The organism is Burkholderia sp. Bp8998 (assembly GCF_003854235.1).
Lineage (GTDB): Bacteria > Pseudomonadota > Gammaproteobacteria > Burkholderiales > Burkholderiaceae > Burkholderia.
Window position 1 is genome coordinate 19,885 of the sequence record NZ_QTQF01000040.1, and the last position, 12,863, is coordinate 32,747.

At 69.7% G+C, this 12,863-nt stretch carries 5 protein-coding genes; 4 read left to right on the forward strand and 1 reads right to left on the reverse strand.

Annotated elements, in window-relative coordinates; all coding sequences use genetic code 11:
* The first annotated feature begins 279 nt into the window (after positions 1 to 279).
* From DIE06_RS30240 to DIE06_RS30250, 3 genes are all read left to right on the forward strand, one after another.
* Complete coding sequence (locus DIE06_RS30240) at positions 280 to 7,380, forward strand: autotransporter-associated beta strand repeat-containing protein (protein ID WP_124664560.1); 7,101 nt, start codon at positions 280 to 282, stop codon at positions 7,378 to 7,380.
* A gap of 172 nt (positions 7,381 to 7,552) precedes the next feature.
* On the forward strand, positions 7,553 to 9,778 hold the full coding sequence (locus DIE06_RS30245) for an amylo-alpha-1,6-glucosidase (protein ID WP_124664561.1): 2,226 nt from the start codon (positions 7,553 to 7,555) through the stop codon (positions 9,776 to 9,778).
* 100 nt (positions 9,779 to 9,878) lie between these two features.
* Positions 9,879 to 10,130, forward strand: a complete 252-nt coding sequence (locus DIE06_RS30250; RefSeq protein ID WP_059447090.1) for a hypothetical protein — start codon at positions 9,879 to 9,881, stop codon at positions 10,128 to 10,130.
* 495 nt (positions 10,131 to 10,625) lie between these two features.
* Here the strand turns inward: DIE06_RS30250 and penR are convergent, their stop codons facing one another.
* A complete protein-coding gene (penR, locus tag DIE06_RS30255; protein ID WP_124664562.1) occupies positions 10,626 to 11,516 on the reverse strand; it encodes a beta-lactamase transcriptional regulator PenR in 891 nt (296 codons plus the stop codon).
* A gap of 116 nt (positions 11,517 to 11,632) precedes the next feature.
* Between penR and blaPEN-bcc the strand changes: the two genes are divergently transcribed.
* Entirely contained in the window at positions 11,633 to 12,526 is an 894-nt protein-coding gene (blaPEN-bcc, locus tag DIE06_RS30260; protein ID WP_124664563.1) for a PEN family class A beta-lactamase, Bcc-type, read from the forward strand.
* Positions 12,527 to 12,863: the final 337 nt, after the last annotated feature.

Sequence of the window (12,863 nt, forward strand, 5' to 3'; positions counted from 1 at the left end):
TAACCAAAGATTGACTGGAAAACCCTGTTTTTTTGATATAGCCTTGTCTGACAAAAAGCAGGGCGGTAATCAAATCAACCAGAAAGTCGCTGCATAAAACAAGGGGCCACGATCATGTCATCCGGTTAGTTTTGCATTCGCAAACGAGAATCGATTAACCCGCAGTTCATCCACGAATAAACCGACGTCGTACCGCGACCGCCGGAGGGCACGCTTGCGTCCCGGATTTTCCGCTGTCGTCGGTCCGATTCAGCGGTCATGCCGATGCCGAGGGGAAACATGAATATTGCGCATTCGAAGAGGAGCGGAGAGCCGTTTCCGAGACTCCTGTTGCCGACCGGCGTGTTCCTGGCCTTGTCCGGCGCGGGCATCGTTCCCGCCTATGCGACCTGCACCACGGCAGGCACCACGGTGACCTGTTCGGGCGTCGCGAATCCGCTCGCGCCGAGCTATTCGAACAGCGCCAACAACCTGAACGTCACCGTCAATCCCGGCGCGAGCGTCGGCGTGCTGCTCGGCGTGGGCGGTACCGCGATGTCGCTGACCGGCAGCAACACCACGCTGACCAATAACGGCACGATCGATCCGTCGGCGCTCGGCTCGGGCCTCGGCGTGCTGTCCAGCGGCGCGGTGGTCGGCAATGCGGCGGCGAGCACCACGACCGTGACCAACAACGGCACGATGAACGGCTCGACCGGGGTGGCGATCAGCGGCGTGACGGGCATGGCGCTGTCGGTCCAGAACGGCACCGGCGGCACGTCGACGATCAACAACACCGGCACGATCGGCTCGAACCCGCTGGTCGGCGCGACCCTCACCGGCGCGGACGCGCCCGTGGTGGCCGCGTACGGCGGCGCCACGGTCAACATGACGAACAGCGGCACGATCACCGGCCGCGTGTCGCTCGGTTCGAACGGCACGCCCGGGGCAGGCAATACGTTTACCAACTCGGGCACGATCAACGGCAGCGTGGCGATGGGTGCGAACAGCAACAACACGTTCAACGCGGTGACGGGCTCGTCGGTCAACACGGCGGGCGGCACCGGCGGCGCGTTCAACATCACGGTTGGCCCCGTCACGCTCGGCGTCGCGGCGACCGGCACCGTCGACGGCGGGGCAGGCGGCAACAACACGCTGGTGCTGCAGCAAGGCGCATCGGCAAACGGCACCATCGCGGTCAGCAACTACATCAACTTCAATCACCTGGACGTCACGAGCGGCAACTGGACGATCAACGGCGCATCGACTGCGCAGGACGCGACGCTGGCGGGCGGCGTCGCGATCATCGACAACAACGCGTCGCTCGGCACGGGCACCATCACGGCCACCGGCGGTGCGCTGCAGGCGGGCACCGCCGGGCTCGACGTCAGCAACAACGTGGATCTCGGCGCGGGCGGGCTGACGGTGCAGGGTGCGACCGGGCTCACGCTGTCAGGCGCGGTGACGGGCGGCGGCGCGCTGACGAAGAACGACGGCGGTACGCTGACGCTGTCGGGTCTGAACAGCTACACGGGCGGCACGAACCTGAACGCCGGCGGTCTCGTGGTCGGCAGCAACGCGGCGCTCGGTGCCGGTGCGCTGAATGTCAACGCATCGGCGACGCTCGACACGAGCACGAACGTGACGCTCGGCAACGCCGTCAATCTCGCCACCGGCACGACGCTGACGCTCGGCGGCAGCAACAACCTCGGGCTGTCCGGCATGATCGCGGGCGCGGGCGGGCTCGTGAAGAACGGTGCGGCCACCGCGACGCTGACCGGCGCGAACACGTATACGGGCGACACGACGATCAACGCCGGGACACTGGCGATCGGCGCGGGCGGCAGCCTGGCGGCGACCGGCACGGTCAACCTCTCCGGCGCGGGCGCGACGTTCGACCTGGTCGGCGCGACCGGGACGCAGACGATCGGCGCGCTGGCGGGCGCGGCCGGCACGAACGTGAATCTCGGCGGCAATTCGCTGATACTCGACGGCAGCGTCAATACGACGTATGCGGGCACGATCGGCGGCACGGGTGGGCTGACGTTGTCCGGCACCGGCACGCAGGCGCTGACCGGCGCGAACACGTACACGGGCGGCACGAACCTGAACGGCGGCAACCTCGTCGTCGGCAGCAACACGGCGCTGGGTCTCGGCGCTGTGAACGTCAACGGCTCGTCGACGCTCGATGCGACCACGAACGTATCGCTTGCGAACGGCATCAATATCGCCACCGGCACGACGCTGACGCTGGCCGGCAGCACCGATCTAGGGCTGGGCGGCACGATTGCCGGCGGGGGCGGGCTCGTGAAGGACGGTGCGGCGACGCTGACGCTGTCCGGTGCGAACAGCTACTCGGGCGGCACGACGCTGAATGCCGGCGGACTCGTGCTCGGCAACGGCGCGGCGCTCGGCGCGGGGGCGCTGACCGTCGGCGGCGCGGCGACGCTCGATACGACCACGAACCTGTCGATCGGCAACGCGATCGATCTCGGCACGAGCACGACGCTCACGCTCGGCGGCAGCAACGCGCTCGGGCTGAGCGGCGCGATCTCCGGCGCGGGTGCGCTCGTGAAGAACGGCGCGGCGACCACGACGTTGACGGGCGCGAACACCTATACGGGCGGCACGACGATCAACGCCGGGACACTGGCGATCGGCGCGGGGGGCAGCCTGTCGTCCACGGGTACGGTGAACCTGGTCAATCCGGGCGCCGCGCTCGACATCAGCGCGGGCGGAGCACAGTCGATCGGTGCGCTGTCGGGCGGGGCCGGCACGAGCGTGACCCTCGGCGCCAGCGCGCTGACGCTGGGCGGGACCGCGAGCGGCACGTTCAGCGGCACGATCGACGGCACCGGCAGCCTGACGCTGTTGGGCACGGGCACGCAGACGCTGAACGGGGCAAGTACCTACACGGGCGGCACGAACCTGAACAGCGGCAGCCTCGTGCTCGGCAACAACGTGGCGCTCGGCACCGGCGCGCTGACTGTCGGCGGCACGGCGACGCTCGATACGAACGCGAGCCTGTCGGTCGCCAACGCGATCGATCTCGGCACGGGCGCGACACTCACGCTCGGCGGCAGCAACGCGCTCGGGCTGGGCGGCGCGATCTCCGGCGCGGGTGCGCTCGTGAAGGACGGCGCGGCGACCACGACGCTGACGGGCGCGAACACTTATACGGGCGGCACGACGATCAATGCCGGGACACTGGCGATCGGCGCGGGCGGCAGCTTCGCATCGACCGGCGCGATGAATCTCGCGGGTGCCGGCGCAACGCTCGACCTGAGCGTTGCGTCGGGTGCGCAGTCGCTCGGCGCGCTGTCCGGCGTCGCGGGGACGAGCGTCAATCTGGGCGGCAATGCGCTGACGCTGGGCGGGACGGCCAGCGGCTCGTTCAGCGGCACGATCGGCGGGACGGGCAGCCTGACGCTCGCGGGCACGGGCACGCAGACACTGAACGGCACGAATACCTATACGGGCGGCACGAACCTGGACAGCGGCGGGCTGGTGCTCGGCAACAGCGGGGCGCTGGGCGCGGGTACGCTCGCCGTCGGCGGTGCGGCGATGCTCGATACGAACGCGAGCCTGACGGTCGCCAACGCGATCGATCTCGCTACGGGCGCGACGCTCACGCTCGGCGGCAGCAACACACTCGGGCTGACCGGTGCGATCTCCGGGACGGGCGCGCTCGTGAAGGACGGCGCGACGACGACGACCTTGACGGGCGCGAACACGTATACCGGCGGCACGACGATCAATGCCGGCACACTGGCGCTTGGCGCGGGCGGCAGCCTCGCGGCGAGCGGCACGATGAACCTCGCGGGCGCGGGCGCGACACTCGACCTGAGCGGCGCGTCGGGTGCGCAGACGCTCGGTGCACTGTCGGGTGTGGCCGGCAGCAACGTGAGCCTCGGCGCGAACGCGCTGACGCTGGGCGGGACGGCCAGCGGCACGTTCGGCGGCGTCATCGGCGGCACGGGCGGCCTGACGCTCGCGGGCACCGGTACGCAGACGCTGTCCGGCGCGAACACGTATACGGGCGGCACGACGATCAATGGCGGCAGCACGCTGGCACTGGGTGCGGGCGGCAGTCTCGCGGCGAGCGGCACGGTGAATCTCGCGGGCGCGGGCGCGACGTTCGACCTGGGCGGTGCGTCGGGCGCTCAGACGATCGGCGCGCTGACCGGCACGGCCGGCACGAACGTGAATCTCGGCGCGACGGCGCTGACGCTGAGCGGGAGCGGCAGCAACACGTTCGGCGGTGCGATCGGCGGTACCGGCAGCCTGACACTGGCCGGCACCGGCACGCAGACGCTGACGGGGGCGAACACGTATACCGGCGGCACGACGATCAACGGCGGCAGCGCGCTGGCACTGGGCGCGGGCGGCAGCCTCGCGTCGACCGGCGCTGTGAACCTGGCCGGCACGGGCGCGACGTTCGACCTGAGCGGCGCGTCGGGCGTGCAGACGATCGGCGCATTGTCGGGTGCGACCGGTACGAACGTGAACCTCGGCGCGACTGCATTGACGCTGAACGGCAGCGGCGCGAGTACGTTCGGCGGGACGATCGGCGGCACCGGCGCCGTGACGATCGCGGGCACCGGCACGCAAACGCTGACGGGCGCGAACACGTACACCGGCGGCACGACGATCAGCGGCGGCAGCACGCTGGCACTGGGTGCGGGCGGCAGTCTCGCGGCGAGCGGCACGGTGAATCTCGCGGGCACGGGCGCGACGTTCGATCTGAGCGGCGCATCGGGCGCGCAGACGCTCGGCACGCTGACCGGCACGGCCGGCACGAACGTGAGCCTCGGCGCGACTGCGCTGACGCTGAACGGCAGCGGCGCCAGTACGTTCGGCGGCGCGATCGGCGGCACCGGCGGCCTGACGCTCGCGGGTACCGGCACGCAGACGCTGACGGGGGCGAACACGTATACCGGCGGCACGACGATCAACGGCGGCAGCACGCTGGCACTGGGTGCGGGCGGCAGCCTCGCGTCGACCGGCGCTGTGAACCTGGTCGGCACGGGCGCGACGTTCGACCTGAGCGGCGCGTCGGGCACACAGTCGATCGGCGCGCTGACCGGCATGGCCGGCACGAACGTGAACCTCGGCGCGAACGCGCTGACGCTGAGCGGCGGCGGCGCCAGTACGTTCGGCGGTGCGATCGGCGGCACGGGCGGCCTGACGCTCGCGGGCACCGGCACGCAGACGCTGACGGGCACGAACACCTACACCGGCGGCACGACGATCAACGGCGGCAGCACGCTCGCGCTGGGTGCGGGCGGCAGTCTCGCGTCGACCGGCGCGGTGAACCTGGCTGGCACCGGCGCGACGTTCGACGTGAGCGGCGCAGCGGGCGCGCAGACGATCGGCGCGCTGTCGGGGGTGGCCGGCAGCACCGTGAATCTCGGCGCGAACGCGCTGGCGCTGAACGGCAGCGGCAACGGCACGTTCGGCGGGGTCATCGGCGGCACCGGCGGCCTGACGGTCGCAGGCACCGGCATTCAGACGCTGACCGGCAGCAACACGTACACGGGCGGCACGACGATCGCCGCCGGCGGTACGCTGCAGCTCGGCAACGGCGGCACGTCGGGCAGCGTGGCGGGCAATGTCGTCGACAACGGTGCACTGATCTTCAACCAGTCCGCCAACGTGACGCTCGCGAGCGTGCTGTCCGGCACGGGTTCGCTGACCCAGGCCGGCAGTGGACAGCTGACGCTGACGGGCACCAATACGCTGAGCGGCCCGACCACCGTCGCCGCGGGCACGCTCGCCGTCGACGGCTCGCTCGGCCAGTCGACCGTGACCGTGCAGAACGGCGCGACGCTGACGGGCATCGGCACGGTCGGCGGCCTCGTGGTCCGGAGCGGTGCGTTCGCGGCCGCGTCGCAGCCGGGCGCGGCGCTGAACGTCGCCGGCAACGTCACGTTCCAGCCGGGCTCGACGCTGCAGGTCGCGGTCACGCCGCAGCAGAGCGGCAGCATCGCGTCGAGCGGCACGGCCACGCTCAACGGCGGCACCGTGCAGGTGCTCGCGAACCAGGCCAGCTTCGAGCCGAGCACGACGTACACGATCCTCAGCGCATCGTCGGGCGTGCAGGGCACGTTCAGCCAGGTGAGTTCGAACTACGCGTTCCTGATGCCGACGCTCAGCTACGATCCGGACCACGTGTACCTGCGGCTCGTCGCGAACGGCACGTCGCTGCCCGATGTCGCGACGACGCCGAACCAGCGCGCGGTCGCGACCGCGATCGGCGGGCTCGGCGCGGGCAATCCGCTGTACGACACGGTGCTGACGACCGATGCGGCCACCGCGCGCCGGGCCTACGGGATGCTCGACGGCGAACTGCAGGCGAGCCTGAAGAGCATGCTGCTGCTCGACAGCCGTTACGTGCGCGAGGCCGTGACCGATCGCGTGCGCCAGGGCCTCGCGCCGGGATCGGGGCCGCTCGCCGCGCTGTCGTCGGGCGGCGCCGCATTGTGCGGCGACAACACGGCCGGTGCGACCGATCCGACGCTGCCGCCGGAACGCCGGATCGGCTCGCGCGAGGGCTGCTACGGCGGCACGCCGTATCAGCCGGTGGTCTGGGGGCAGGCGTTCGGCGGCCGCAGCCGGCTCGCGGGCGATGACAACGCGTCGACGATCAACCGCAGCATGACGGGCTTCATCGCCGGTGCCGACATGGCGCTCAACGACAAGTGGCGTGCCGGCCTGGCCGCGGGCGTCACGCACAGCTCGCTCGACAACGACCAGAGCTCGTCCGCGTCGGTCAACAGCTACTACCTGTCGCTGTACGGCGGTGCGCAGTACGGTGCGCTCGGCGTGCGCGGCGGCGCGTCGTATACGTGGTACCGGATCAACAGCGACCGCTATCCGGGCTTCGCGGGCTTTGCCGATCACGATTCGGCCGGCTACAACGCGAATTCGGCGCAGGTGTTCGGCGAAGTCGGCTACGCGCTGCCGGTCGGGCCGGTCGCGCTCGAACCGTTCGCGGGCCTGGCCTACGTGAACCTGCATACCGACGGCTATACGGAGAGCGGCGGCGCCGCCGCGCTGCGGGCCGGCGGCCAGACGACCCACGTCGGTTTCTCGACGCTCGGCCTGCGCGCCGCGTCGCAGCTCGGCACGATCGCGAGCGGAACGTTCACCGCGCGCGGGACGGTCGGCTGGCGGCATGCGTTCGGCAACGTGCGGCCGTCGTCGGCGTTCACGTTCGCGAACGGCGGCACGTCGTTCCAGGTGTCGGGTGTGCCGATTGCTCGCGACAGCGCGGTGCTCGAAGCGGGCATCGACGCGGCCATCACGAAGCGCCTGACGCTCGGCCTCACGTTCAGCGGCCAGTACGGCAGCGGCGTGCGCGACAACGCGGTGCTCGGCAACATCCTGTGGAGGTTCTGACCGGCGCCTGATGTGCCGGTGTGCCTGTGTGCCTGTACGCGACGCCACGCGGCGACGGCAACGTCGCAGGGTGTCGCGTCTTGTTCGGCGCTGCGCGCCTCCCTCGTTCTGGCCTATCCTGTGCGAAACACGCGACGCGCACCGCACGTTGCGTCTCGACACAGGAGCATCGATGCCGAATCACGCCGAAGCCACCACGACGCAGGCGCCGCAAGTCGCGCCGGTTCCCCCGACCCGGGCGTCGGGCCCTGCATTCATCGCGCCCGAAGCCGACCCGCAGGCGCTCGCGCGCAACAACCAGTACGTATTGAAATCCGGCGACGCGTTCGTCGTCGGCGACGCGCTCGGCGACATCGGCGGCCATGATGACGGCCTGTTCGTCGACGACATGCGCGTGCTGTCGACCTGGCGTCTGACCTTCGGCGGCCGCGCGCCGTCGCTGCTGTCGGGCGCGACGAGCGCGGACAACGCGTCGTTCACCGCGCACCTGACGAACCGCCCGCTGCCGCCGCTCGGCGGCCACGAGACGCCCGAGGGCGTGATCCACATCGAGCGGATGCGCGTGCTCGCGGGCGATGTGCTGTACGAAGCGCTGACACTGACGAACTACGGCGCGAGCGAGGCCGAGGTGCCGCTGTCGCTGTCGTTCGCGGCGGACTTCAAGGACATGTTCGAAGTGCGCGGCACGCTGCGCCCGAAGCGCGGCACGGTGATCGCGCCGCGCGTCGACGCCGGTGCGGTGCGGCTGCGCTACGACGGCCTCGACAAGGTCGAGCGCAACGTGACCGTGCATTTCTCGCCGGCGCCCGACGCGCTGTCGGTCGATCGCGCCGATTACACGCTGACGATCGCCGCGCAGGCGTGCGTGTCGATCTACCTGACCGTCGACGCGACCCTCGGCCCGGCGCACCACGGCGAGGGCCCGGGTTGCGGGCGCGTCGCGCTGCGCACCGCGCTCGTCGGCGTGCATCGCGAGATGCGTTCGCGACGCGAGTCGATGGCGCGGGTGAATACCGGCAATCCGCTGTTCGATGCATGGCTCGACCGGTCGCTCGCGGATCTCGGGCTGCTCACGACGCAGCTCGACACCGGGCCGTATCCGTATGCGGGTATTCCGTGGTTCTCGACGCCGTTCGGCCGCGACGCGGTGATCACGTCGCTGCAGATGCTGTGGCTGCAGCCGTCGCTCGCGCGCGGCGTGCTGCGCTTTCTCGCGGAGCACCAGGCGCGCGAGACGTCCGCGTTCCGCGATGCGGAGCCCGGCAAGATCATGCACGAGTTCCGCCGCAGCGAGATGGCCGCGACGGGCGAGGTGCCGTTCGCGCTGTATTACGGCGGCGTCGACACGACCCCGCTGTTCATCGTGCTCGCGGGCGCGTACGTCGAACACACCGGCGACGATGCGCTGATCGACGAGCTGTGGCCCGCGCTCGAGCGCGCCGCGCTGTGGGTGATCGACAAATGCGACCGCAATCCGTACGGACTGCTCGATTACCAGCGCACGTCGGAGCGCGGTCTCGCGAACCAGGGCTGGAAGGACAGCCACGATTCGGTGTTTCACGCGGACGGCCGTTTTCCCGACGGCCCGATCGCGCTTGTCGAAGTGCAGGCGTATGCGTGCGCGGCGCTCGATGCGATGTCGATGTGCTCGCACCGGCGCGGCCACGCGGCCGACGCGACGCGCTATGCGCTGCGCGCGAAGACGCTGCGCGACCAGGTCGAAGCGCTGTTCTGGATGCCGGAAGGCCAGTTCTACGGGATCGCGCTCGACGGTCACGGCGACCTGTGCCGCGTGCTGGCGTCGAACGCGGGTCATCTGCTCGCGTTCGGGCTGCCCGACGCCGAGCGCGGCGCGGCGGTCGCCGACGTGCTCGGCTCGACGCTGTTCCAGACGGGCTGGGGCGTCCGCACGCTCGCGGCCGGCCAGCCGCGCTTCAACCCGATGGCCTATCACAACGGTTCGGTGTGGCCGCACGACAATGCGCTGATCGCGCGCGGGCTCGCGCGCTACGGCGACAAGACCGCCGCGGTGAACCTGCTGCGCGCGCTGTTCGAAGCCGCGGTCAGCTTCGAGATGCGGCTGCCGGAGCTGTTCTGCGGGTTCCCGCGCCGGCGCGGCGAACCGCCGACGGCCTATCCGGTCGCGTGCCTGCCGCAGGCGTGGGCGGCCGGTGCGCCGTTCATGATGCTGCAGGCGTGTCTCGGCGTGAGCGTCGACGCGGCGCGCCACGAGGTGCGCGTCGAGCGGCCGGCGTTGCCCGAAGGCGTCGACTGGCTGCGCATCGACGAGCTGCGCGTCGGCGATGAAACGGTATCGCTGACGTTCCGGCGCGTCGACGGCCAGGTGGTCGCGGCGGCGGCGCAGCCGGGGCGGGTGAAGGTGGTCGCGGTGCTGTAGCGCATGCCGTTGCACGAACGTTGCGCGATGTCGCGCCACGTCCGCGCGCAGCGGCATAGAATCGTGACATGACCCTTGAACGATGGCGGAGGCACCTACGATGACGACCGACAATCGGCCCGACGACGGCGAGCAGAAGCTCGAGAATCTGGAAGCGGCGGTCGACCACCTGCACAAGTCGATCGAGTCGCAGAGCATCGCGGCGGGTGCGGCGAAGGGCATCCTGTTCAGCCTGATCGAAACGCTCGGCGCGCTGATCGGCGATCCCGACCTGCCCGAACATGCGCGCTCCGGGTACGAGGCGCTGCGCGACAAGGCGCGCGAATTGCGCGGCGGCCTCGACCGGCATTGATGAACCGGCAGCGCCGGCGTCGGCCGCACGGCCCGCGTCGGCTGCCCAATCCTGCACGGCGCGCACAAAACCTCGTGCGCTCAATGAGTTAGCTGGCTGGTGCGCAGGATATCCACAAGCTTGCCAACACAATCTGTGGAGAACCGGCCGGCCCCGAACCGGACGCGGAGTGCGCCCCTGCGAGGTCGCAAACGATGCCGCGTCGTTGACCTGCGGGGCCCGATCTACTGAATTCCCTTTTGTATCAGGATGTTACGTGTCACATTGGCGGAATATCCACAGGCTTGCCAACAAAATCTGTGGATAAGTCTGACGTGATTGCTTCCTGATGGTTGAGGATCCGGCGTGCGGCGGCCCGTGCATCGAAGCCCTTGCACATGGGCTGCCCGATGCGTACGTCGGCGCAGTAATGCGTGCACGATCAACGAGTTAGGTCCCGCGTACCCAGGATATCCACATCCTTGCCAACACAATCTGTGGACAAGCAGGGCCTCATCATTCGACCGGCGCCGCGTTGGCCGCTTCCGCAACGATCCAGTCACGAAACAGCGTCATCGCGGGCGTGAGCGGCTTCGACTTCAGCGACGTGAGCCAGTAGCCGCCCGCGCGCACGTCGATGTCGAGCGGCCGCGCGAGCAGGCCGAGCTGCAGTTCGCGCGCGAACATGCAGGCCGGCGCGAGCGCGATCCCCGCGCCCTGCATCGCGGCCTCGACCATCAGCCGCGACGAATCGAACACGGGCCCGTTCACCGCCCACGGTTCGAGCTGCGCGGCGTCGAACCAGCCGAGCCATTCGTCGATGCGGTACGAGCGCAGCAGCGTTTCGTTCGCGAGATCGGCCGGCCGTGCGAGGCGCCGTGCGATCTCCGGCGCGCACAGCGCGGTGAGCGGCGCGTCGAGCAGCCGCTCGTTGCGCGTCGCCGGCCAGTTGCCTTCCCCGAAGCGGATCGCGAAATCGAGGCCCTCGGCCGCGAGGTCGACGACGTTGTTGTTGGTCCGCAGCCGCAGCTCGACGAACGGGTGGGTATCGCCGAAGCGCTTCAGTCGTGGCATTAGCCAGCCTATGGCAAAGGTGCCCACCGCCCCGAGCGTCAGCACCTCGTGGAAGCGTCCGCCCTCGAACTGCTTGAGCACGGTTTCGATCCGGCTGAATGCGTCGCTGAGCACCGGCAGCAGCGCGCGTCCTTCGTCGGTGAGCCCGAGGCCGCGCGGCAGCCGGGTGAACAGCGCGCAGCCGAGCCGCTCCTCGAGCGAGCGCACCTGCTGGCTCACGGCCGCCTGCGTCACGCTCAGCTCGAGGCCGGCGCGCGTGAAGTTCAGGTGGCGCGCCGACGATTCGAACGCGCGCAAGGCATTCAGTGGAAGATGAGGGCGGAGCTTAGTCATAAGAATTTCTATTGTCAGCGCTCAATTATCGTTGCTTGTCAGGCAACCGTAAAGTCACGAAAGTGCTGTCTCGCCGGCCGGCCGTTCCGCATCCATTCCATCACGAGAGACACGACATGACCTACTCATCGCAACGTCGAACCCTGTTGCTGGCCGCCGCGACGGCGCCGCTCGTCCTGACCGTCACCGCGTGCGCGTCGTCGCCGGCCGCCGGGCAGGACGTTTCGCCCGCGACGTCGTTTGCCGCGCTCGAGCGCGCGGCGGGCGGCCGTCTCGGCGTGTGCGCGATCGACACCGCGAGCGGTCGGCGTGCGCAGCATCGCGCGGACGAGCGCTTCCCGTTCTGCAGCACGTTCAAGGCGATGCTGAGTGCGGCGGTGCTCGCGCAGAGCGTCGCGCGTCCGGGGCTGCTGCAGCAGCGTGTGACGGTTGCGCAGTCCGATCTCGTGAACTACTCGCCGGTGTCGGGCAAGCATGTCGGCACCGGCATGACCGTCGGCGAGTTGTGCGAGGCGGCGATCCAGTACAGCGACAACTCGGCCGCGAACCTGGCGATGAAGCTGATCGGCGGGCCGGCGGCGGTGACCGCGTATGCACGCTCGATCGGCGACGACACGTTCCGGCTCGATCGCTGGGAGACCGAACTGAACACGGCGTTGCCGGGCGACCTGCGCGACACGACGACGCCGGCCGCGATGGCCGCGAGCATGCGCGTGCTCACGCTCGGCGATGCGCTGCCGCCCGCGCAGCGTGCGCAGCTCGTCGCCTGGCTGCGCGGCAACAAGGTCGGCGACAAGCGGATTCGCGCGGGCGTGCCGGCCGGGTGGCAAGTGGCCGACAAGACCGGCACCGGCGACTACGGGACGACGAACGACGCAGGCGTGATCTGGCCGCGGTCGCGCGCGCCGATCGTGCTGGTCGTGTACTACACGCAGGCGCGTGCCGATGCGAAGGCGAAGGACGACGTGATCGCGGCCACCGCGCGCATCGCGGTCGCGATGTTCGCCTGAGCGGGCGGCGCGGCGTGCGTTTATCGATGGGTGGATGAAGTGATGGATGCATGCCGTGCCGCAGTCGTGACCGGCATGTCGAAACGTTGTGCGATCAACGACTTAGGTCACGCATGCTCAGGATATCCACATCCTTGCCAACAAAAATTGTGGACAAGCCGGCGAGCGGCGGCATTCATCGCGACGCGGGTGCGGCGTTGGCGTGCTGCAGGCCTGCGTGCACGGTTCGAAGCGGCGCGGACAAAGTCTTTCGGATCAAGTGTTTGAGCAAGGTATGCGCAGGCTATCCACATGCTTGCCAACACAATCTGTGGACAAGCCTGCGAGTTTGCCTGCC

Bases quoted from the DNA above. Each gene is read 5' to 3' on its own strand.
- DIE06_RS30240 (WP_124664560.1), top strand. From the start codon at position 280: ATGAATATTGCGCATTCGAAGAGGAGCGGAGAGCCGTTTCCGAGACTC.
- DIE06_RS30245 (WP_124664561.1), top strand. From the start codon at position 7,553: ATGCCGAATCACGCCGAAGCCACCACGACGCAGGCGCCGCAAGTCGCG.
- DIE06_RS30250 (WP_059447090.1), top strand. From the start codon at position 9,879: ATGACGACCGACAATCGGCCCGACGACGGCGAGCAGAAGCTCGAGAAT.
- penR (WP_124664562.1), bottom strand. From the start codon at position 11,516: ATGACTAAGCTCCGCCCTCATCTTCCACTGAATGCCTTGCGCGCGTTC.
- blaPEN-bcc (WP_124664563.1), top strand. From the start codon at position 11,633: ATGACCTACTCATCGCAACGTCGAACCCTGTTGCTGGCCGCCGCGACG.